The organism is Ruegeria sp. HKCCA5763, from assembly GCF_013034545.1.
Classification (GTDB): domain Bacteria; phylum Pseudomonadota; class Alphaproteobacteria; order Rhodobacterales; family Rhodobacteraceae; genus Ruegeria.
Window position 1 is genome coordinate 147,144 of the sequence record NZ_WQGF01000004.1, and the last position, 20,757, is coordinate 167,900.

The 20,757-nt window shown below is 55.3% G+C and carries 18 protein-coding genes; 10 read left to right on the forward strand and 8 right to left on the reverse strand.

The window, feature by feature from the left end:
* The first annotated feature begins 4 nt into the window (after positions 1–4).
* A complete protein-coding gene (locus GOV89_RS09175) occupies positions 5–784 on the forward strand; it encodes an IclR family transcriptional regulator (protein ID WP_171176469.1) in 780 nt (259 codons plus the stop codon).
* Here the strand turns inward: GOV89_RS09175 and GOV89_RS09180 are convergent, their stop codons facing one another.
* Both GOV89_RS09180 and GOV89_RS09185 read right to left on the reverse strand, forming a co-directional pair.
* Positions 785–1,069, reverse strand: a complete 285-nt coding sequence (locus GOV89_RS09180) for a hypothetical protein (RefSeq protein WP_171176471.1) — start codon at positions 1,067–1,069, stop codon at positions 785–787.
* 96 nt (positions 1,070–1,165) lie between these two features.
* Positions 1,166–2,365 carry an ROK family transcriptional regulator gene (locus GOV89_RS09185; RefSeq protein WP_171177281.1) on the reverse strand — a complete coding sequence of 400 codons (1,200 nt, stop codon included), beginning with the start codon at positions 2,363–2,365 and terminating at the stop codon, positions 1,166–1,168.
* Between the two features lie 231 nt (positions 2,366–2,596).
* Between GOV89_RS09185 and GOV89_RS09190 the strand changes: the two genes are divergently transcribed.
* From GOV89_RS09190 to GOV89_RS09220, 7 genes are all read left to right on the forward strand, one after another.
* A complete protein-coding gene (locus GOV89_RS09190) occupies positions 2,597–3,571 on the forward strand; it encodes a sugar ABC transporter substrate-binding protein (RefSeq protein ID WP_245223183.1) in 975 nt (324 codons plus the stop codon).
* A gap of 117 nt (positions 3,572–3,688) precedes the next feature.
* Positions 3,689–4,759 carry an ABC transporter permease gene (locus GOV89_RS09195; protein WP_171176475.1) on the forward strand — a complete coding sequence of 357 codons (1,071 nt, stop codon included), beginning with the start codon at positions 3,689–3,691 and terminating at the stop codon, positions 4,757–4,759.
* Positions 4,759–5,541 (forward strand): ATP-binding cassette domain-containing protein, encoded by a 783-nt coding sequence (locus tag GOV89_RS09200; RefSeq protein ID WP_171176477.1) that lies wholly within the window; start codon positions 4,759–4,761, stop codon positions 5,539–5,541. The genes GOV89_RS09195 and GOV89_RS09200 overlap by 1 nt, the downstream gene beginning before the upstream one ends.
* A 194-nt stretch (positions 5,542–5,735) precedes the next feature.
* A complete protein-coding gene (locus tag GOV89_RS09205; protein WP_171176479.1) occupies positions 5,736–6,209 on the forward strand; it encodes a hypothetical protein in 474 nt (157 codons plus the stop codon).
* A gap of 477 nt (positions 6,210–6,686) precedes the next feature.
* Positions 6,687–7,703, forward strand: a complete 1,017-nt coding sequence (locus GOV89_RS09210; protein WP_171176481.1) for a proline racemase family protein — start codon at positions 6,687–6,689, stop codon at positions 7,701–7,703.
* 150 nt (positions 7,704–7,853) lie between these two features.
* Complete coding sequence (locus GOV89_RS09215) at positions 7,854–8,651, forward strand: pyrroline-5-carboxylate reductase (protein WP_171176483.1); 798 nt, start codon at positions 7,854–7,856, stop codon at positions 8,649–8,651.
* Positions 8,652–8,902: 251 nt separating this feature from the next.
* The gene (locus GOV89_RS09220; protein WP_171238008.1) at positions 8,903–9,805 is read left to right on the forward strand and encodes a LysR family transcriptional regulator; all 903 of its coding nucleotides are present in this window, start codon (positions 8,903–8,905) and stop codon (positions 9,803–9,805) included.
* Between the two features lie 373 nt (positions 9,806–10,178).
* On the opposite strand, the gene GOV89_RS09225 is transcribed toward GOV89_RS09220, so the two are convergent.
* From GOV89_RS09225 to GOV89_RS09250, 6 genes are all read right to left on the reverse strand, one after another.
* Positions 10,179–11,012 (reverse strand): MaoC family dehydratase N-terminal domain-containing protein, encoded by an 834-nt coding sequence (locus GOV89_RS09225; RefSeq protein WP_171238009.1) that lies wholly within the window; start codon positions 11,010–11,012, stop codon positions 10,179–10,181.
* A 166-nt stretch (positions 11,013–11,178) separates the two neighbouring features.
* Positions 11,179–12,213, reverse strand: a complete 1,035-nt coding sequence (locus GOV89_RS09230; RefSeq protein WP_171176489.1) for a GlxA family transcriptional regulator — start codon at positions 12,211–12,213, stop codon at positions 11,179–11,181.
* A gap of 18 nt (positions 12,214–12,231) precedes the next feature.
* Positions 12,232–13,446: an NAD(P)/FAD-dependent oxidoreductase gene (locus tag GOV89_RS09235; RefSeq protein WP_171238010.1), complete on the reverse strand. Its 1,215-nt coding sequence runs from the start codon at positions 13,444–13,446 to the stop codon at positions 12,232–12,234.
* A 24-nt stretch (positions 13,447–13,470) separates the two neighbouring features.
* The gene (locus tag GOV89_RS09240) at positions 13,471–14,832 is read right to left on the reverse strand and encodes an aminotransferase class III-fold pyridoxal phosphate-dependent enzyme (RefSeq protein ID WP_171176493.1); all 1,362 of its coding nucleotides are present in this window, start codon (positions 14,830–14,832) and stop codon (positions 13,471–13,473) included.
* 30 nt (positions 14,833–14,862) lie between these two features.
* A complete protein-coding gene (locus GOV89_RS09245) occupies positions 14,863–15,966 on the reverse strand; it encodes a mandelate racemase/muconate lactonizing enzyme family protein (RefSeq protein WP_171238011.1) in 1,104 nt (367 codons plus the stop codon).
* Between the two features lie 172 nt (positions 15,967–16,138).
* The gene (locus tag GOV89_RS09250; RefSeq protein WP_171238012.1) at positions 16,139–18,616 is read right to left on the reverse strand and encodes an FAD-dependent oxidoreductase; all 2,478 of its coding nucleotides are present in this window, start codon (positions 18,614–18,616) and stop codon (positions 16,139–16,141) included.
* 106 nt (positions 18,617–18,722) lie between these two features.
* On the opposite strand from GOV89_RS09250, the gene GOV89_RS09255 reads away from it, so the two are divergent.
* Both GOV89_RS09255 and GOV89_RS09260 read left to right on the forward strand, forming a co-directional pair.
* A complete protein-coding gene (locus GOV89_RS09255; protein WP_171236318.1) occupies positions 18,723–19,610 on the forward strand; it encodes a MurR/RpiR family transcriptional regulator in 888 nt (295 codons plus the stop codon).
* Complete coding sequence (locus GOV89_RS09260) at positions 19,607–20,695, forward strand: SRPBCC family protein (protein ID WP_171176499.1); 1,089 nt, start codon at positions 19,607–19,609, stop codon at positions 20,693–20,695. Before GOV89_RS09255 ends, GOV89_RS09260 begins: the two co-directional genes overlap by 4 nt.
* Positions 20,696–20,757 lie beyond the last annotated feature (62 nt).

Consider the following 20,757-nt stretch of genomic DNA (forward strand, 5'->3'; position numbering starts at 1 on the left):
CGGGATGGCTGAAACGGAAACACAAGAGAAAGAAACTCAGATCCCGACCAACTTGCGCCTTCTTCTCATACTTGAGGAGGTGGCGCGGCGCGGTGTGGCCGTCAAACCATCGGACTTGATCGAAACACTTGGGCTGGCCAAGCCAACCATTCATCGTTTGTTGCAAACAGCAGAAGCCGAAGGTTTCCTGCAACGCGATCTGGACGGTCGCTCTTATGGGCCAGGTCGCCGGTTACGGTTGCTTTCGGTCAATACGATGTCGTCAGAGCATCTGCGAACAGCACGTTTGGCAATCTTGCGCAGTGTCGCGGAAGAAGTGGGCGAGACCTGCAATCTGGCTATCCCGGACCGCGAGGGAATGATATATCTTGACCGGGTCGAAACGAAGTGGCCTTTGCGCATTCAGTTGCCTGTCGGTACGCAAGTACCCTTCCATTGCACCGCAAGCGGCAAGATGTATCTGTCCACACTGCGGCAGAAAACGCTGGATGGGTTTCTTTCAGCAGGAAACTTACGGCCGCAGACCGAACACTCGTTGACGGATCCCAAAGCTTTGCAAGCGGAAATCCGGCGTATATCCGAAAACAATTTTTCCACAGATGACGAGGAGTTCATGGCCGGAATGACAGCTCTTGCTGTGCCGATTCAAGATGGGCAGGGCAGGTTGGCTGGAACGCTTTCGGTTCATGCCCCGACACAACGTCACGATGTCAAAAGCCTGATGTCGTTTCTGGGCACGCTGCAAAAAGGGGCGAAAGAGCTTTCGGCGATGTTAGCGGAATGATCAGTACCTAAGATGACAGTTAGGATGCAAATTTCCTTCCGTGCCGTCTCCGGCATCCTCGATCGTGCCCCCTGTGACATCGTTTTGATAATCTTGTGCCTTTGGTCCGATTTCAAACAACACTGTCGTGTTGCCGAGCGGCGCAAAGGACCAGTTTGCGAGTGCTTTGGGGTTGGTTATGCCTTGCTCGACGATATAGCGCACGATCTCGTCGCGGCTGGTGTCCAGGGCCTTGAATGCGAGCGTGTCTCCCGGCGTACCAGATAAGAACCTGCCGTCGGACACGCGTTAATTGTCGGTAGCAATAAGTAACTCCAAATCGCCTTTGACAGCTTCCGGGTATCTTGAAGGGCCACGAAGCATGATCGCGAGATGAGCTCGCTACATCCTTGAAAGCCCAGCATTGGTGTTCAAAAGAAATTGGCGGAAAATCGGGCTGCTTGCCGCGCCAATTCCGCGCGCGTTCTCTCCGACCGCCGCAGCTTCGACGACCGGAGGGATCAACCCCCGTTTATCCTGATTGACCAGATACCGGCGAACCCGGGCGACCAGTTCATCCCGCACTTCGGGTGGGAATGCGCCATCGATGAATATTGCTTCGAAGTCGATGACAGCGCAGATGGACAATGCCGCTTTTGCCAATTCCTGCGCAGTGGTGCCGATCCATGGATCCACATATCGGGAAATGCTGCTCCAATCCTGCGGCTTTCTCCAAAGAACCCCAGGGTCGACACCTGCTTCGATCAGCCTGTCCTCGAGCAGAAACAGTGATGCAGTGTCGATCAGTTGCTGGCTTTCACCCAATGGGCCTGTTGTGCGCATCGCGCCTAAGGCACCTGCATTGCCTTGGTTGCCCTCGAACACCGTGCCGTTCAACGCGACGCCACCGCCGATCATCGAGCCGATGAAGAAATAGAAATAGTCGCGATACTCGGCCCCGCGACCATAGAGATGCTCTGCGTGACACGCGGCAGTAGCGTCGTTAACGACAAAGACCGGAAGATCGCTGAATTTGGCAACTTCGGAAAAGAAATTCACGTTTTTCCACGACCTGAATTTCTTGGCTGCAAGCCCTGACAGGTCATGCCACTTCCAAAGTTCGAACGGAGTACCGATTCCGATACCGCACACTCGGTCCCGAAGAGTCCGAGGTTCGTGTGAGAGGAGCGTCTCCAGCCCAGACTCCAGAAAGCCGAAAATGACCTCTGGTAGCGGATAGTCATACGTGGTGGAGAGTTGGCGGCGCGGCGTGCCCAAAAAGTCGATCAACAGCAGATCGGCACTACGCCGTCCAATCTTCATCCCCACCGACAAGATGCCTTCCGGGTTCAATTCCATGGGGATTGAGGGCTTCCCCACTTTGCCGCGCAACGGGGTTCCACGTTTGAGAATCCCGTCCTTTTCAAGTTTGCGCAAAATTATTGATACAGTTTGCGGAGACAGGCCTGTTAACCGCGCAACGTCCGCGCCAGCGGTGGGCCCATGTCGCTGTAAAACCGTCAAAATCAGACGTTCGTTGTGATCGCGAACCCCGCTTTGACTTACCCCGCCGGTCAGTGATTTAAGAGCCTCTTTCTCCATAAGTTTGAACATAAACGCCTTATTTTCTTATGAAAAGACATCCGCGCAAATTAATAAATAAACTTTATTTATTTATTGACAGAGAGGCCAGAATCACTGTTCTCTGATTGAGACCTTCATTGGAGGATGAGGTCGGGTCTTGCTGGCATGCCGTGCGAGGCAACAACAATTTTCTGGGAGGACAACATGAGAAATCTATTCAAGATTGCCGCATCAGCGACTGCGCTTACGATGGCCGCAGCATCCGCCCAAGCGGCTGGTGAAACCGTTTGCCTGATTACCAAGACGGATACCAATCCATTTTTTGTAAAGATGAAGGAAGGTGCCACAGCCAAAGCCGAAGAGCTTGGCATGACGCTTAAGGCTTTTGCAGGTAAGGTCGACGGCGACCACGAAACTCAGGTTCAGGCGATCGAAACCTGCATTCTTGATGGCGCAAAGGGAATTCTGCTCACGGCGTCTGACACAAGCTCGATTGTACCGGCTGTTCAGCAGGCGCGCGACGCTGGACTTCTGGTGATTGCGCTGGACACACCGCTGAGCCCAATTGACTCGGCGGATGCTACATTTGCCACGGACAACTACAAAGCTGGTTTACTGATCGGACAATGGGCAAAGGCCAAAATGGGTGATGCAGCTGCCGACGCCAAAATTGCGACACTTGATCTGAACGTCAGCCAGCCAACAGTGGATGTTCTTCGCAACCAAGGTTTCCTGGATGGCTTCGGTGTAGACTTGGCCGACCCCAACGTGATCGGTGACGAAACCGATGCGCGCCTGGTTGGCAGCGATGTAACCGACGGCAACGAGGAAGGTGGCCGACGTGCAATGGAAAACCTTCTGGCAAAAGATCCAACAATCAATGTCGTTCACACGATCAATGAACCAGCAGCGGCAGGTGCTTACGAAGCTCTGAAGTCTATCGGACGTGAGAACGACGTGCTGATCGTCTCGGTTGATGGCGGCTGCCCCGGTGTCCAAAACGTAGAGGCAGGTGTCATTGGTGCCACCAGTCAGCAGTACCCGCTGTTAATGGCCTCGCTGGGTGTCGAAGCCATCAAGAAATGGGCGGACGAAGGTGTGAAGCCCGAAAATACGCCCGGGAAAGACTTCTACGATACCGGCGTTGCACTGATTACCGACCAACCAGTTGACGGCGTCGAGTCTATTTCGGTCGCCGAAGGCCTGGATCTCTGCTGGGGCTAAGCAAGCACCAATTGGATGAGGCGCGTCGCAGCGCCTCATCCTTTCTGTTCACCGAAAAACCGAAACTTCCTTTAAACTGATCTCGTGGCTGCGATGCGCGCTAGGGAAGGGAGAGAGATGTCTGAAGCAAAACGAGGCGCCCAGGAGTTTGAGACTGCTGCCAGTCCGAAAGAGACCGTGGCTGAATTTGAGAGCCACCGGCGCGGCATGTTGGGGAAGTTACAGCACCTTCTCCACGTCAACCCATCTTTTGTGCCTTTGATCGTATTGGTCGGAGCAATATTGATCTTTGGCTTGCTATTGGGTTCAAAATTCTTCTCGCCCTTCGCAATGACCCTGATCCTGCAACAGGTTCAGATTGTAGGTATCGTCGCCGCAGCGCAAAGTTTGGTCATTCTGACCGCCGGCATTGACCTAAGCGTCGGGGCGATCATGGTGTTTTCTTCTGTCATTATGGGGCAATTCACCTTCCGCTACGGTATTCCGGTACCAATTGCCGTCATGTGCGGTCTGGCCGTTGGCACGATGATCGGAGCTTTGAACGGTTGGCTTGTCAGTCGCGTCAAGCTGCCCCCCTTCATTGTCACACTCGGGATGTGGCAGATCGTTCTTGCGACCAACTTTTTGTACTCTGCGAACGAAACCATTCGCAGTCAGGATATCGAAGCCAACGCCCCCTTCCTTCAGTTCTTCGGAACAAAGTTCAGCATTGGCGGGGCGACTTTTACCGTTGGCGTCATATTCATGCTCACGCTTATCTTTGTGCTGGCTTATGCGCTCAAACACACAGCGTGGGGCCGACACGTATATGCCGTAGGGGATGACCCCGAGGCCGCCGAGCTGTCCGGTGTCAACGTCCACAGAACCCTAATGTCCGTCTACATGCTGTCCGGTCTGATCTGCGCTTTTGCGGGCTGGGCTTTGATCGGGCGCATCGGATCGGTCTCACCAACCTCCGGCCAATTGGCCAACATTGAAAGCATCACCGCTGTCGTGATCGGAGGTATTTCTTTGTTCGGCGGCCGTGGCTCCATTCTGGGGTCCCTGTTCGGGGCGCTGATCGTGGGTGTCTTCACCCTCGGGCTGAGGTTGCTTGGCGCAGATGCGCAGTGGACCTTCTTGCTTATCGGGCTTCTCATCATCGCAGCAGTCGCAGTCGACCAGTGGATCAGAAAGGTATCGGGCTGATGTCAGACACAACTCCAGTCGTCCAAGGGCGCGGGATCGTGAAGCGCTATGGCCACGTCACCGCCATCGACCATTCCGACTTTGAGCTGCGCCAAGGTGAAATCCTTGCGGTCATCGGAGACAACGGTGCGGGCAAGTCGTCTATCGTCAAGGCGATTTGCGGCGCTACGATCCCGGATGAGGGTGAGATCTTGATCGAAGGGAAGAGAGTCAACTTCACCTCACCGATCGACGCTCGCAACATGGGGATTGAGATCGTCTATCAGCAGCTTGCGATGTCCCCGGCGTTATCCATTGCGGACAACATGTTCATGGGTCGCGAGATCCGCAAACAGGGCTTCATGGGCAAATACCTGCGTCAGCTTGACCGACCTGCAATGGAAAAGTTCGCTCGTGAGAAACTGACCGAGCTTGGGCTGATGACCGTTCAATCCATCAACCAAGCGGTTGAGACGCTTTCGGGTGGACAGCGCCAGGGTGTTGCCGTTGCCCGCGCAGCCGCCTTCGCGACCAAGTTCATTATCATGGACGAACCGACGGCTGCTTTGGGGGTCAAGGAAAGCCGCAAGGTGCTTGAACTTATTCAGGATGTACGCGCGCGTGGCATTCCGATCATCCTAATCAGCCACAACATGCCGCATGTCTTTGAAGTTGCAGATCGCATCCATGTGCACCGACTAGGCAAACGGCTCTGCACGATCGATCCCAAGGACTATACGATGTCCGACGCCGTCGCCTTCATGACCGGCGCCAAAGAGCCCCCGAAAGAGGACGCCGCGTGATCAAGCAGGACGTAGAGCGCGTTTGCGATTTGATTTCCTCCCGGAGGCAGGTTGAGGTCCGGACGATTGTTGCAATTGCCGGCCCTCCTGCGTCCGGTAAATCGACCTTGGCAGAAACCGTTGTAAAATCGCTGAACACTCAGCAAAACTCGGTGGTTCCGTTTGCGACTCTGATCCCGATGGACGGCTACCATTTGGACAACGGTGTACTCGAACCGCGCGGTCTGCTGCCGAGAAAAGGCGCGCCAGAAACCTTCGACGGTATTGGGTTTTGCGATGCAATCAGACGGCTTCAGTCTGCACGGCATGAGCTCTTTTACCCAAAATTCGACCGCCATATGGATATTGCCATCGCAAACGCGATTGCTGTTCACCCTGAAACGCCAGTTGTTGTTGTAGAAGGAAACTACCTTCTGATGGACAGCGACCCGTGGAGGACAGTGGCGGATGCGTATGCTGCAACGGTTTTCATAAGCCCAACTTTGGAAGAACTCGAAAGCAGGCTGCAACAGCGATGGATAAAGCATGGATTTGACCCAAAATCCGCGCTTCGACGTGCTAAATCTAACGATCTGCCCAATGCCCAGCTTGTTATTCGCAACAGCAGGAAAGCAGACCTAAACTTAAACCAGAATTATACGGAAACCGGCACACGCTACGCTTTTTGACCCGGTTTTCCAGGCACCAAGTTAGTCTGCCGGGTGTTTCGCTGAACGAAGCCTTGTGCTTGAAATGGAACTGGCAACCAGTACTGCGTGACCGCTTCTTTTCTTAAGGAGCCTCGCGACCAACCTTCACCCAGGCACCCTGAGGCAGATACAAGCAGTCTGGTGTTGACGGATTGTTGGAAGAGTGGCGGTTAAATAATTGCCTCGAGACAGAGCAGGTCACGACATATGGTCGTTCCAAACCATCGCGCCGTTATCTGAAAGGTCGAGGCATGGCATTCAGACGCGCTCGAGCCTTGCGTTTGTCGGCGACAATAGAGTTCGTTGGATCGGCAACCACCCACGAACTGGTGGGCACAGGCGCATGTGTACTGCTGCGCAGTTTTCTGATCTGTGTGGTCCGAAGGGGCAGGGTATTTGTGCGGATCCGTTTTCGAGATTCCGGGCGCTCAGGCCGTAGCTTGAAAGGAGGACCCGATGCGTTGGACACGAACATTGCAATTGGTCGACGTGCACTGCGCCGGTGAGATTGGCCGTGTGGTAACAGGAGGCATGCTGGACATCCCCGGCGCGACGATGGCTGACAAGCTTGACTATATCAACAAGGTGGATGACGACTTGCGCCGACTGTTGTGTTCTGAGCCGCGTTCAGGCCCTGCGGGCTCTGTGGTTCTGTTGCTTCCAGCCACTAAACCGGAGGCCGATACAGGCTTTATCGTCTTGCAGCCCGATCAGGCACACGCGATGTCAGGTTCCAATGCAATGTGCGCCGTGACGGCCATTCTGGAAACCGGCATGAAACAGATGGTTGACCCTGAGACCGAGGTCGTGCTGGATACCGCAGCCGGGTTAGTGCGTGCCATCGCCCGATGCGAGAATGGCAAGGTCATCAACGTGGCGCTGGACATGCCGCCTTCCTTCGTTTTGACCAAAGCTGCTGTCATCGACACACCCGATCGGGGGCAGATCACGTATGATATCTGCTTTGGCGGCGTGTTTTATGCGTTGGTAGATGTGGAACAAATGGGGCTTACCATATCACCTGAGAATGCACGCGCATTAGCCATGAACGGCGTATCTTTGAGGGAACGGATCGCGTCCAGCATCGAGGTGAAACACCCAACGACGCCAGCTCTGGATGGGCTGGCTTATGTCATGTTCCGTGGCGAAGACGATGACGGGGCCATTCGAACCTGCACGACGATGCGTCCCGGGCGTGTGGATCGGTCTCCTTGTGGCACCGGGTCAAATGCAAACATGGCTGCCCGACATGCCGGCGGATTTGTGGAACCGGGCGACAAACTGGTTTCGCGCTCCATAATTGGCGGGGAATTCACCACGGAATTTATCTCCGATGCAGTCATTGGAAGCTACCCTGCAACGCAAAACCGCGTTTCCGGTCAATGTTGGATTTATGGCCTGAGCCAAATTGGTCTTGATCCTACCGACCCGTTTCAGAATGGGTTCACACTATCGGACACTTGGGGAGGCTAGCTGCCGCCCTTCTTCTGGTGGGTTTGAAGGTGATATCCGGCGAGATTTTGAGAGTTTGTGGCTTGAACAGGTGGCTTGGGGTCAATCTGTTCACATTATTTGAAAGATCCAGCCCCCTCGTGGCGATCTAAAAGAAATAGGGCAACGCATATGCGACTAGGATTTATCGGAACGGGCGTGATCACCGAGGCGGTGGTAAGCGGCCTTTTGGCGACCGACCTGGAGATTGCTGAGGTTCATGTGACCAAACGCAATCGCCGAGCGTCCGCGCGGCTGGCTGCAACTAGCGATCTTGTGCAGATCTGCGATTCCGCGCAATCGGTTGTTGATAATTCGGATCTGGTGTTTTTGGCTGTCCGCCCGCAGGATGCCCAAGCGGTGTTGCGCCCGCTCACGTTTTCCGAGGGTCAGCACGTCTGCAGCCTGATCGCCACGTTGACGCATGATGCTTTGCAAGACTGGATTGGCGCACCTGTACGACTGTTCCGAGCAATCCCATTGCCCGCAGTCGCACAGCACCGCGGAGTGACTGTCCTGTTTCCACATGACCCGATAGGCGAGGCGCTTTTTAACCCCTTGGGAACTGTGGTCAGTGCCCAGACAGTGGAAGAATTCGATGCCTTTGCCGCCGCAAGTGCGCTGATGGGAACGTACTTTGGTATTTTGGATATCGCTTCGGCCTGGATGCAATCAAACGGAATTAAGCAGGTGGATTCGCAACGCTACCTGAATGGCGTTTTTGCAGCGCTGGCGCAGACCGCGATGAAGGATTGTGAAAAATCCTATGACGCGCAGCGGATCGAGCATTCGACCCCGGCTGGGCTGAACGCACAATTGTTTCAGGTCTTTGTTGAAGCAGGAGGTACAGAGGCCGTAAAGACAGGGCTGGACAGCGTAATGCAGCGTTTATGCAACGCCCGCGAAAGGTCTGAGCGGGGTGAGGAGTGAGGCGCATTCCAGTCGGAACGGTCAGTGTTTTGACGGGTGCCAGCAAGCAAGCCCCGCGCCAAATTCATGCGAAGGACAAGTGAAGCAAACCCGGACAATCTGAAACTTAGGGTTTGTGCATTACAGAGGCTTTATACAGCCTTTCATTGTCTGCCCAACTGAATCCGGTTTCGAACTCGGTTGACCGGATTGATTGCGGGCGCTTGTGTTTTGCATTGCTTTGAAGTGCTCACGGCCATAACTGAATTGATATGGCTAATCGCAGATACAACATCCCTTCTCTAAGCTCGCTGGTTGCCTTTGAGGCGGTGGCGCGACTGCAGGGGTTCGCACGTGCCGCCGAAGAGCTGAACACGTCACAGCCCGCTATCAGTCGCCACATTCGAAACTTGGAGATCCGATATGGTGTTGAGTTCTTTGATCGCGACAAAAACCCGATAGCGCTTACATCCAAAGGCAGTCAGTTTTACGCCGGCGTGGTTCAAGGTTTCGATGCATTGCAAAATGCGGTTCAGGATTTGAAGCAAGTCGATAACAGGGTCACCCTGGTATGTTCTCATTCAGTTTCGCACTTGTTGCTGATGCCGCGATTTGGATACCTTCGGAACGCTTTGGGAAATGAGGCCGAACTGCGTGTCATGACTGCTGAATATAATTTGGTTCAAGCTGCAGTCGATTCGGGCGGTGATATTGTTTTTGAATACTCTGCAACAGCGCCTGACACAGAACATGTTGTGGTATGTGAAGAGAAGGTCAAACCGGTTGGGACGCCCGAAATGGTTAGGCGCGCTGTCAGCGCCCTGTCGGGAGAATGCGAAGCACCGCCGCTACTGAGATTGCAGAAAGAGAACTATGGTTGGTTGGATTGGATTGACTGGTGGGATGCGCACCCCGAGTATGCGGATTGGCCGATCTGTGGAGAATTCGATAGCTATGTCTATCTGTTAGAAGCGGCGGCATCCGGTCAGGGTTTGGGTTTGGGTTGGCTCAGTTTCATTGACCCTTACCTAGCGCGTGGTGATCTGGTTGAGATGCCAGTTGACTGGCATTCAACATCCACCAAGGTATATGCTCGGTTAACGCGATTTGGGCAAAGGAACCCAATGGCGCAAAAGTGTCTTTTGCTTTTGAAGGGATCACAGTTAGCAGATTGAGTAAGCCTAGTTGGTGACTGTGGCGGTACGCCACCATGGGTAAACTTATGTTCGGATCATTGAGGCTCAGAATTCAGACTCGGTCATGCTACAAATCGTATCGAGCCATCAGGCAATATTTTGTCGTCAAAGTTGTGTGTTCAAGTCACCTGGCCTGAGCCCCAGAATCTCCTCCAAATTAGTGTTTAGTCCGCTCAACTGAGGGATGGGCAAATTAAGACCAGATGCACCCAGAAAAAGATCACCCAAATGATCAAGGAACAGGAAACTGCACGCCATCTGCGACAGCCAAAGTATGACAGTTGCCCGAAGGTGTTCCAGTCTGCAGGCGCTATCGCAGCCCACATTGTTTGTTGGCCAAGTGTCCTGGAACTTAGAAAGTAGCTTTTGCCTGCATGGCTTTGGCCCCGTCGAAGCGGCGAGCCCATAGCTGCATCGTGTTGTCTTCACGCGTTCCTTCGATATGGAACGGAGTCATCCCCGCCAGAGGAGCAGTTCCACGGAATTCAAAGATTCTTGGTGTCGCTCCCATGGTACGTTGCGCAAGATCAACCAGTAGCGTTGCCGTAAGCGGCCCATGAAAGACCAACCCGTCATACCCCTCGACTGAGCGCGCATAGTCTACGTCATAATGGACCCGGTGCCCGTTGAAGGTCAGGGCCGAATAGCGAAAAAGCATAACTTGCGACGGCGATATTATTTCAGAGACTTCGGCATTGATCGGAGCAGGAATAGGCAAGGATTTTTGAGCATTGGGATGCGGGTCTTCCCGATAAACGATGTCGTGTTCTTCAGTTATGGCCAGCGTTCCGTCGTTCAAAAAAAGCTCGTGTAGAACCGTCACAAAACACAGTTGCCCGCTGCGACCGATCTTTTCGGTTATCTTTTTTATCGTAGAGCGTTTCTTAGCCTGGGAGCCCAGTGGGACAGCTGCCTTGAACTTGAACCGTCCGCCAGCCCACATTCGGCGAGGTAGAGCGACCGGAGGCAGAAAACCACCTTTCTTTTGGTGACCATCACGACCCAGTTCGCCCAGCGGTTTTGCTTCGAGAAAGTAAAGCCAATGCCACAAAGGTGGAAGTGCGTCGCCGCATTGCAATGTCGGTTCGCGGCCAATTGTGGCCTGCATAAACCGGGCAGGTTCGGTGCGCAAAGTGTCCGTACGCGTTTCTGAGCGTCCGATCCAAGAGTCGACGTCGTGCGGCATCAATACGGATCCTTCTTCGTTGGTCACGCGAATGCAGGGTGCAACGCCGCGCCATACTGATCGATTGAGGGGGCGGATGACAACGCTTGCCCTCTTTAACGTCCAGCCAACGGATCAGCATATCGGGTTTCGCGTTGGTTTCGCTTCCTTGAGCTGTCATCTCAGGTCAGCTGTACGCCAGTGCTATCGACCGGTCGGCGGTTGGGCGCTCACCAAAGCGCGCTTTGTAGGCTTTTGAGAAATTGACGATACTGGCAAACCCAGTTGCGACGGCAACATCAATGATGGACAAATCCGTTCCATGCAGCAACACGCGCGCACGGTCCAGACGCAGATTGCGATAGTGTCGTGACGGGCTGGTCTTCAAGTGTTTGTTGAACAACCGTTCGATCTGCCGCCTCGAGATTTTTTCTTCTCGAATCAATTCATCAACCGGGATCGGATCCTGAAGTGAGTCTTCCATTTTCTTGAGAATGCTCAGAAAAGCGGGGTTTCGGGATCCAGCCATTTTTGACATTGTCTGGCGTTGCGATCGGTTGCTGTGATTGTCAAAGTTATGGAGGCAATGGTCCGCCACTTTCTGGGCAGTGCCACTATCGAAGTCCGATTCAATGATGGAAAGCGTCAAGTCCAGGCTGGCAGTGCCCCCGGCGCTTGACGCCAAACTGTCATCAGCCACAACACGCACCAACAAGCAGTCAAGTTTTGGAAACATCTCTTCAAAAACCGGCGCCAGAGACCAGTGGAGCGTCAGTTGCGCTTCGGTTGCCAACCCGGCGCGCGCCAAGGTAAATGCACCGGTTCCGATCGCCGCGACCCGACCGCCAAATCTGGAATGTCTGCGCAACCATTGCAGAGTTTCAGGGAGAGCGTCGAGATAGCCGGAGTACCCCGAGCACACGATCACGTAGTCTGCATGCCGCGTCATAGAAAGGCCGGTCTCTGTCGGGATTTCGATCCCGTTCGAGCACATTACGTTGCTGCCTGTTTCGGTCATGACCGACCAGGTGTATTCTGTTTCACCTGTCACTAAATTGGCCGCCCGCAGAGGTTCGATTGCCGCCGCGAAATCCAACATGTTGGTGCCTGGAAGCAGCAGAAAGTAAAAGTGGCGCTTTTGGGCAATGATTTCTGAATGCCCGACAGCGCTTGGGTTTTCACCCCCCCGGCAACGGGTGATGGGTTTGGACTCAATATACATACGCTGCCTTGCCTTTCCTCAGACCTTTAGAATGGATTTGAGATCAGTACCCCTGTCTGCAACCATCTCGGGATGCGGGGACTTGCCGGATTCGATCAGCCGTTTTGCAACCATGTAGGCGCGCGGGTCGTTCATTGCGTCGGTCGCAATGAGTTTCCCTTCACAATAGTTCCATACCGAGTACGACCCATCGTCACCTTCGCGTGAGACGACCTGATCATAGCCGGCATTCAATCCGGCGATTTGAAGCTTGACGTGATACTGATCCGACCAGAACCAGGGCTTCGCCTTATAGGGTTTGGTGGCACCCAAGATGTTTTCGGCTACCGTTTCGGCCTGATCAATGGCATTGCCAACGCTCTCCAATCGGATCTGGGCGTTCCCATGGGGAAACGTCGCACAATCCCCCGCAGCCCAGATACAAGGATGCGAGGTGCGGCCCAACGCATCGGTTTTGATGCCGTTTTCGACGGTAACTCCGGCTGTCTCGGCAAGTGCCGTGTTCGGGGTAATGCCAATCCCTAAAACAACAAAATCGGCAGGGACAACGTCCCCGTTGGCGAGTTCGACACCGTCTGCGCGGCCCTCTCCCGTGACGCGTGCGATCTTGGTACCTTCAAGAATTCGGACGTTGTTGGCATCGTGCAGCTCGCGGAAATACTTGGCGGTTTCCGGTGACGCGACACGCTGCAAAATGCGCGGTGCAGCTTCGATCAGAGTCACATCCAGATCCAGCTTTGCCGCAACGGCAGCGACTTCGAGGCCAATGTAGCCTCCGCCTATGATGGCAACCTTTCGACCTTGCTTGAATTCCGGTGCGATTGCATCGATATCGGCAATCCCTCGGATCGTATAGGTGCCAGTCAGGCTTCCACCTATGCTCTCGGGCAAACGATTGGGGGTTGAGCCTGTCGCGAGGACTAGGTGTTCAAAGGCCAGTGTTTGATCGTCACAGACAAGTGTCTGATCGTCCACAGAAATGTCCGTCACCCGCTGATTCAGGTGCAAGTCAACCTGATGCTCATCAAAGAAACTCTCGGGCCTCAAGAACAAGCGGTCCCGAGGCAGCTTGCCCAACAGATACGCTTTGGATAGGGGCGGGCGCTGATAGGGTGGGTGCGCCTCCTCTCCGATCAGGGCGATTGGCTTGTCATAGCCAAGATTGCGCAGTTTGACTGCGGCGGAGCAACCCGCTTGCCCCGCCCCGACAATGATGACACCATAGTTGGTCATTTCATTGACCTCGCAAAGTCACGCTCAAACACATTCGCGGTCCGCGATATCGAGGGCTCGATCCAGGATCTCCAGACCCGTCATCAGATCCTCTTCGCTGATGTTCAGCGGTGGGGTCAGGCGGACGACATTGGAATAGAAGGACAGGTACAGCCCTTCGTTCATCGCAAAGCTCATCATATCCGACATTGGCTTGGCATCCGGGCCCTTCGCTGCAAACGGCACCAATGGTTCGCGCGTGTCGCGGTTCTTGACCAGTTCGATGCCGTTGAACATGCCCTTACCGCGAATATCCCCGATGCTGGGGTGCTTTTCTGCCATTTTGGCCAGCTCGGCCCGCATCTTTTCACCCATGAGGGTTGCGTTTTCCAGAGCGCCTTCGTCCTGCATGGCGCGGATTGCAGCGATGCCTGAGGCGCAGGCCAGCGGATGCCCAGCGTAGGTCAGACCTCCTGGCATCGGGTAGTCGCGCAGCCAGTCATGCAGTTTGGTTGAGACCGACATGGTACCAAGTGGTACATAGCCCGAGTTGATGCCCTTGGCGCTGGTGATGATGTCCGGCTGTACACCCCAGTGATCGACGGCGAACCATTTTCCGGTACGACCGAACCCGGCCATGACCTCATCTGCGATCAGCAGGATGCCGTATTTTTCACATGTTTCCTTGATCGATTGCAGATAACCATCCGGGGGAACGATGATGCCGTTGGTGCCCACGATCGGTTCCAGAATGACGGCCGCCACCGTGTTGGGATTTTCGTACATCAGGATCTCTTCCAGATGCGGACCGCCCTGGGCCACCGGGCATTTCGCCGGATCGGTGTGGCCTGTCGGCAGGCGATACACGTAAGGGTCCAGCATCCTCACCACGCCCGGCATATCGGCGCGGGTCAGGTGGTGGCGTGGGTCGCCTGTCAGGGACAGTGTGCCCCCGGTTGCCCCATGATACGAGCGATAGCGCGCGATGATCTTGGTCCGGCCTGTATAGTGCCGCGCCAGACGGATCGCAGTCTCGTTCGCCGCCGAACCTCCGGTAGTGAAAAAGGTCGAGGTTATGTTTTCAGGCGTGATCTCGTTCATGATCGCCGCCATTTCCGAGCGCACATCCGAACCCATCGCCGGGCCGATATAACACAGCTTGTCCGCCTGATCCTTGATCGCCTGTACGATCTTGGGGTGCTGGTGACCCATATTGGCGTTCACCAATTGACTTTGAAAGTCCAGATAGCGTTTGCCGTTGCTGTCCCAGAACCAGCTGCCTTGCGCGCCGGTGATGACACGTGGGCGGCTGCCTTGCTTCGACCAGCTTTGCAGATAGTGATCTGCATGCATGTCCTTGACCCATTCAGGATCATGTGAGGGGAAGGCGTTGCTGAAATCTTCCATAACAGGTCTCTCGGCGGGATGAGGTTTGGATCAATCGATAATGGTGACGGGCTGGCCCAAAGCGTCGGCATCAGGTGTGACGCCCAGACCCGGCCCTTCTGGTGGTGTGATGCGGCCGTTCTCGCGTACAGGGCCATCGGGGGCCAGACGCGGGCCGACATAGTGGCTGAGGTCGCACGTGTTCATGATACCACGCGCAGGTGTGGACGCGGCCAGATGCAGCAACGCGGCGGTGGTGATGTCGCTGCCCCAGGTATCTTCGATACACATCTGGGTGCCCAGCGTCAGGCACAAATCCCGGATTTGCCGCATGGCAGACAGGCCGCTCATCTTGGATAGTTTCAATGCCACGGCCTGCATGCATCCGGCCTGATGCGCGGCGAAGATCGAGGCGATGTCATGCGCGTTCTCGTCAATCTTCATCGGAAGGCCTGTGGTCCGCTGCACGTGGGCGCATTCCTCAAGCGTGGCACAGGGCTGTTCCAGCATGACATCCAGATGGGCCGCAGCACGACCAACCCGGATCGCGGTTAACGCGTCAGTGCCGCAGTTCCAATCGCCATAAACCAGCGGGCCCGGACCCACGGTTTCGCGCACCTTGGCCAGTCGCTCGACATCCGTTTGCCAGTCGCCATCAGCGCCCAGCTTGACCTGGAACTGGCGCATCCCATTGTCATAAGCATCTTGTGCCATGCGCGCCATTTCGTCCGGCGCCACACATGTGATCGAGTGATAAAGCGGCATGTCCTTGACCTGCCGACCTCCCAGCAGGCGATGCACCGGCAGATCGGCGGCTTGGCCGGTCAGGTCCCACAGCGCCATATCGAGCGCGGATTTTGCGTAACCATGGCCGTGAAGATACCTGTTGGCCTGCTCCATGACGGTTTCCGGCCCCACCGGGTCCGCACCAATGAGCACCGGAGCCAATTCGGCAATGGCCGGGATCACGCCCTTGGCATAGGCGGGCAGGTAATGCGGGATCGGGCAGACTTCGCCCCAGCCGGACAAGCCCGTATCCGTGTCCAAACGCAAAACCACCGAAATGGTCGTGTCACAGGTTTTCCCATCTGCCATGTAATATGTTTCATGGCTGGTCAGCGGGACTTCCCAGGCAGCAATGCGGGTGATCTTCACGTCAGGTTTCCTTTCATTAACCCGTTGCGCAAATGGCAGGTTTTTCGGTCTTTCTATTGGGGTCGCAGGATGCTTCAGGGCGTTACTACGATGTTGCCAAACGGTCAGTGTCCTGATCTGAGTTGTCGGTATTGGGTGGCGGGCACCTGATCTTATGCCCGCCGGTTTTGTTTTAAGCTGGAACCGCAACGGGTGCGTCGGTGCGAGGCAGCTTGCTCTGTGGGTCGTAGGCAGGCTCGCCCAGTATGCGACCCTTACGGGGTTCACCTGCGACGATCACTTCGATCTCCTGACCCGGCACGTTGGCGTGCGGCTTGACATAGGCAAAGGCCAGAATCTTGCCGACCGTGTGGCCGTAAGCAACAGATGCTGTCGCGCCAACAATCTCGCCGTTTAACTTGATCGCCTCGCCACCATGTCCGTCTTCGATCCCGTCTGGTTCGATTTCCAGATAGGCGCAGACCCAGGGCATTTCGCCTTTCTCGGTCTGCTCGGCGCTTACGCGTGTGGCTTCGACACCCAGATACTCCTTGTCCAGCTTGAAGAAGCGACCCACATTGGCCTCGGGCAGCGTGACCTCGTTGGTTAGTTCGCCCGCGCCGGGGAAGGCTTTTTCCATCCGCATCACGTTCATGGCAAAAGAGCCATAGTTGACGATGCCATGCGGCTCGCCAGCAGCCCACAGGGCCGTATAGACATCCACACAGGCCTCATCCGGCATGTGGAATTCCCAACCCAGCTCGCCGGCATAGGACATGCGGAACGCCCAGACCTTGTGACCGGCCACGGTGATTTCCTGAGCCGACAGCCAGCGGAAACCGGCATTGGACAGGTCCGCATCGGTGCACTGTGCCAGAACTTCGCGCGATTTCGGACCGTTCAGCGACAGGGCCGACCAGCCAGCGGACAGTGGCGTGATGGTCACATTCTCATCGGCACGGTTGTGGTTCAGGTGGTCCAGCAGGCGCTGCTCGAAGAAGGCCGCGCAGACCAGATAGAAGCGGTCATCCGCCATCCGCACCAGAGTGGTTTCCAACTCAATCCGGCCCCGGCGGTTTAGCATATGGGTCAGCGTGATCGAGCCGGTCTTCTGCGGCATCTTGTTGGCGGTCAGACGGTCCAACAACGCATAGGCGTCCGGTCCCGAAACCTCGACCTTGGTGAAAGCGGTCACATCCATGATGCCGACGTTTTCGCGGACGGCTTTGACCTCGGCACCGACCACATCATGCACCACGTTGCGGCGGAAGCTGTAGTGATCGTGCTGCTCGACACCTTCGGTTGCAAACCAACGGGGACGTTCGAAACCATAGACTTCTTCGTAGACCGCGCCTTTGTCCTTGAGGAGTTCATATAGCGGCGACGGCTTGATCGGGCGGCCTTCCAGACGGTTGAAGTGCGGGAAGGGGATCTCATGGCGCAATTTGTAATCTTCGTGCGCTTTGATGACCTGCCAGTCTTTCTTTGCATAGGCGCCAAAGCGGCGCGGGTCGTAGTCACGCATCGAGATGTCAGCGGCCCCATGAACCATCCACTTGGCCAGTTCACGGGTCAGGCCAGGGCCCCAACCGATACCGATCTGTGTACCACAGCAGCACCAGTAATTCTTGACGCCCGGAGCGGGGCCAACCATCGGGTTGCCATCCGGCGGATGGCTGATCGCGCCATGCACTTCGCGGGTGATGCCGAGTTCAGCAAAGATCGGCATCCGTTCCAGCGAGTTTTCCAGCCAGGGCATCACGCGGTCATAATCGGCCTCGAACAGCCAGTTCTCGTATTCCCATGGGCATTCGTCATGCCAGACCGAGTTCGAGTTTTCTTTTTCGTAAATCCCGATCAGGCCCTTTTTCTGCTCCATCCGGATGTAGCCTGAGACCTGTTTGTCGTCGCGGATCACCGGCAGTTCGGTGTCCAGATCCTGAAACTCAGGTACGTTCTCGGTTACGAAATAGTGGTGCGTCATCGAGGTCATCGGCAGTTGCAGGCCCGACCATTCGCCCATCTGACGAGCGTAAGTGCCGCCAGCATTGACCACATGCTCGCAGATAATCGTGCCCTTCTCGGTCTCGACCACCCAATCACCTGCATCGTTTTGGGTGATGTTGGTGGCGCGGCAGTGACGGAAGATTTTCACGCCTTTCTGACGGGCACCTGTGGCCATGGCCATGGTCACGTTCGACGGGTCAACGTGGCCGTCATCCGGAGTGTAAAGCGCGCCCAGAACGCCTTCGAGGTTATAGAACGGGTGCTTCGCGGCAATAAAGTCCGGGCCCACCAGTTCAATGTTGAAGCCGAGCGAACGACCCACCGACAGGGTGTGGCGCAGCCAATCCATTTCGTCTTCGGTGTAGGCTAGACGGAAGGAACCGCAGCCGTGCCACGTTACGGCTTGCCCCGTCTCTTCCTCAAGCGTCTTTGAATACAGGCCGATGTTATAGTCGACCATGCGGCCCAAACCATAAGAACTGGTGGAATGGGTGATTTGACCTGCGGCGTGCCAAGTCGACCCGCTTGTCAGTTCAGCTTTTTCCAGCAGGACGGTCTCAGCCCCCCAGCCTTCATGACCTAGGTGGTACGCTAGGCCGCATCCCATAACGCCGCCACCAACAATGACGACCTTGGCGCGTTCGGGCAGTTCTTTTGTGGACATCGCAAGAATTCCTGTTCGAGAGTCGCAGATTTCTATGGACTTCCTATTGCCACATATGTACCAGTGTCAATGTCTAACGGCACAAATGTACATACCGAGACTCGCAATGAATGGTACAGATGTTTCAACTGGGGTTCTGGGGCGCCTGTCAGAGGAATTGACGCTTTTGACACCCGAAGCTCAGAAAGCCGCGCGATATGTTTTGGAAAACCCACGGGAAGTTGGTGTTTCCACCGTGCGTGAGATAGCCGAGGCTGCCAGAGTAAAACCAAACACGGTTGTGCGAATGGCCAGGCAAATCGGTTTTGAAGGATATGGAGACTTTCGCGAGCCATTTCGTGATGAGATTCGTCGAAGTGACGTTTCTTTCCCGGACCGGGCGCGTTGGCTGCAGGGAATCAGGCGCACTGGTGACCTTGGAGAACTCTATGCCGACCTGTTGGATTCCGCCATTCGGAACATAGAAGAAACCTTTGCAGAAATTGATGCCGAACAGCTCCAATCCGCAGCAGAAGTTATTTGGTCGGCACGTTCCGTCTATACCCTCGGCGTTGGAATAAACAACTCGAGTGCGTCAAACTTCACATATCTGGCCCGCACGGGGATGACAGACTTTCATGCGATCCCCCGGCCTGGATCAACGGCTATTGATGACCTGGCTTGGGCAGATGAGAAGGATGTGCTGATTGCCATCACGTGTCATCCCTATCGTACTGAAGTCGTCGAGGCAGTGGACATCGCGCGAAAGCAAGGTGTCACTGTCATTGGAATATCAGACTCGCCCGCCAGCCCGATAATTTTGTCGGCACAGCATAGTTTCATTGTCTCGGTAGACACCCCTCAATTCTATCCTTCTTCCCTGTCTATCATTGCACTTTTAGAAACACTGCTCAGCTTTGTTGTTGCTGTGTCGAGTGATGAAATCGTCGAGCGGGTCGAAGAGTTTCACATACGCCGTCATCAGCTTGGCCTTTACCAGGAGGAACACACATGAACGCCCCGCTGACCCATTCGCTGGACGCCAGATTCTACACCGCCCCGGAAGTCTTTGAAAATGAGATGAATGGTCTTCTGATGCGGACCTGGCAATTTGCGGGTCACGCCAACGACATCCCCAATGTCGGCGATTATTTCGCGTTTGAGATTGCCGGTCAGAACCTGTTTGCTATCCGTGGGCGCGACAACGTCATTCGTACATTCTATAATGTCTGCCAGCACCGGGCTCATGAAATGGTTACCGGCACCGGCAATACCCGCGTAGTGGTGTGCCCCTACCACCAGTGGTCTTATGAATTGACCGGCGGATTGCGCGCAGGCCCTAACGTAAAGAACGTTCCCGGCTTTCAGCGCGAAAAAATCTGCCTGACCGAGGTTCGCACCGAAGATTTTTTGGGCTTCCTCTTCGTCAACCTCGACAAAGATGCCGCCCCCATGGACGAATGGTATCCCGGCGTGAGGGAAGAGATTTCGGAATACGTGCCTGGTATAAACGACCTGGCACCGCTGGAATGGGTCGAGATTCCGGAAAACTGCAACTGGAAAGTTTCGATCGAAAACTACTCCGAATGCTACCACTGCCCCTCTAACCACCCCACTTTTGCAGAAGGCGTTGTAAAGCCTGAAACTTACGACATTCAACCCGACGTGGGCGGCGGTTACGTGTTGCGTCACACCACTGAATGTCAGGCGTTGGAAAAGATGACCTATCCGATCGACATGTCAGTTCCGCATGCAGGCGACTATCAGTCGTGGTTCCTGTGGCCGATGTTCTCGTTCCAGTGCTATCCGGGTAACGTGCTGAACACCTATCACTGGCGTGCCAACACTGTGGACACCTGCACCGTATGGCGCGGCTGGTACACCGAAGGCGGTCATGAAAGCGATGTTATCCGGGGGCTCGCGGTACAAGACCGCCAAACAACGGTCGAAGAAGACATCCGCCTTGTCGAATCCGTTCACCGCGGGCTGAAATCCAAAGGCTACGTTCCCGGCCCGCTGGTTCTGGACCCCGCCTGCGGCGTCATGAGTGAACATTCCATCGCCAAGCTCCAGCAATGGATGCGTGAGGCGGTGGAATAAAGCCCAGCACAGTTAAACAACTTTTTTCGGAGGGTGTTTTGCCCTCCGAAGCTTTGGAGATG

What these genes read in the sequence shown, in the direction of transcription:
- GOV89_RS09175 (WP_171176469.1), top strand. Translation starts at nt 5, where the DNA reads ATGGCTGAAACGGAAACACAAGAGAAAGAAACTCAGATCCCGACCAAC.
- GOV89_RS09185 (WP_171177281.1), bottom strand. Translation starts at nt 2,365, where the DNA reads ATGGAGAAAGAGGCTCTTAAATCACTGACCGGCGGGGTAAGTCAAAGC.
- GOV89_RS09190 (WP_245223183.1), top strand. Translation starts at nt 2,597, where the DNA reads ATGGCCGCAGCATCCGCCCAAGCGGCTGGTGAAACCGTTTGCCTGATT.
- GOV89_RS09195 (WP_171176475.1), top strand. Translation starts at nt 3,689, where the DNA reads ATGTCTGAAGCAAAACGAGGCGCCCAGGAGTTTGAGACTGCTGCCAGT.
- GOV89_RS09200 (WP_171176477.1), top strand. Translation starts at nt 4,759, where the DNA reads ATGTCAGACACAACTCCAGTCGTCCAAGGGCGCGGGATCGTGAAGCGC.
- GOV89_RS09210 (WP_171176481.1), top strand. Translation starts at nt 6,687, where the DNA reads ATGCGTTGGACACGAACATTGCAATTGGTCGACGTGCACTGCGCCGGT.
- GOV89_RS09215 (WP_171176483.1), top strand. Translation starts at nt 7,854, where the DNA reads ATGCGACTAGGATTTATCGGAACGGGCGTGATCACCGAGGCGGTGGTA.
- GOV89_RS09220 (WP_171238008.1), top strand. Translation starts at nt 8,903, where the DNA reads ATGGCTAATCGCAGATACAACATCCCTTCTCTAAGCTCGCTGGTTGCC.
- GOV89_RS09225 (WP_171238009.1), bottom strand. Translation starts at nt 11,012, where the DNA reads ATGCCGCACGACGTCGACTCTTGGATCGGACGCTCAGAAACGCGTACG.
- GOV89_RS09230 (WP_171176489.1), bottom strand. Translation starts at nt 12,213, where the DNA reads ATGTATATTGAGTCCAAACCCATCACCCGTTGCCGGGGGGGTGAAAAC.
- GOV89_RS09235 (WP_171238010.1), bottom strand. Translation starts at nt 13,446, where the DNA reads ATGACCAACTATGGTGTCATCATTGTCGGGGCGGGGCAAGCGGGTTGC.
- GOV89_RS09240 (WP_171176493.1), bottom strand. Translation starts at nt 14,832, where the DNA reads ATGGAAGATTTCAGCAACGCCTTCCCCTCACATGATCCTGAATGGGTC.
- GOV89_RS09250 (WP_171238012.1), bottom strand. Translation starts at nt 18,616, where the DNA reads ATGTCCACAAAAGAACTGCCCGAACGCGCCAAGGTCGTCATTGTTGGT.
- GOV89_RS09255 (WP_171236318.1), top strand. Translation starts at nt 18,723, where the DNA reads ATGAATGGTACAGATGTTTCAACTGGGGTTCTGGGGCGCCTGTCAGAG.
- GOV89_RS09260 (WP_171176499.1), top strand. Translation starts at nt 19,607, where the DNA reads ATGAACGCCCCGCTGACCCATTCGCTGGACGCCAGATTCTACACCGCC.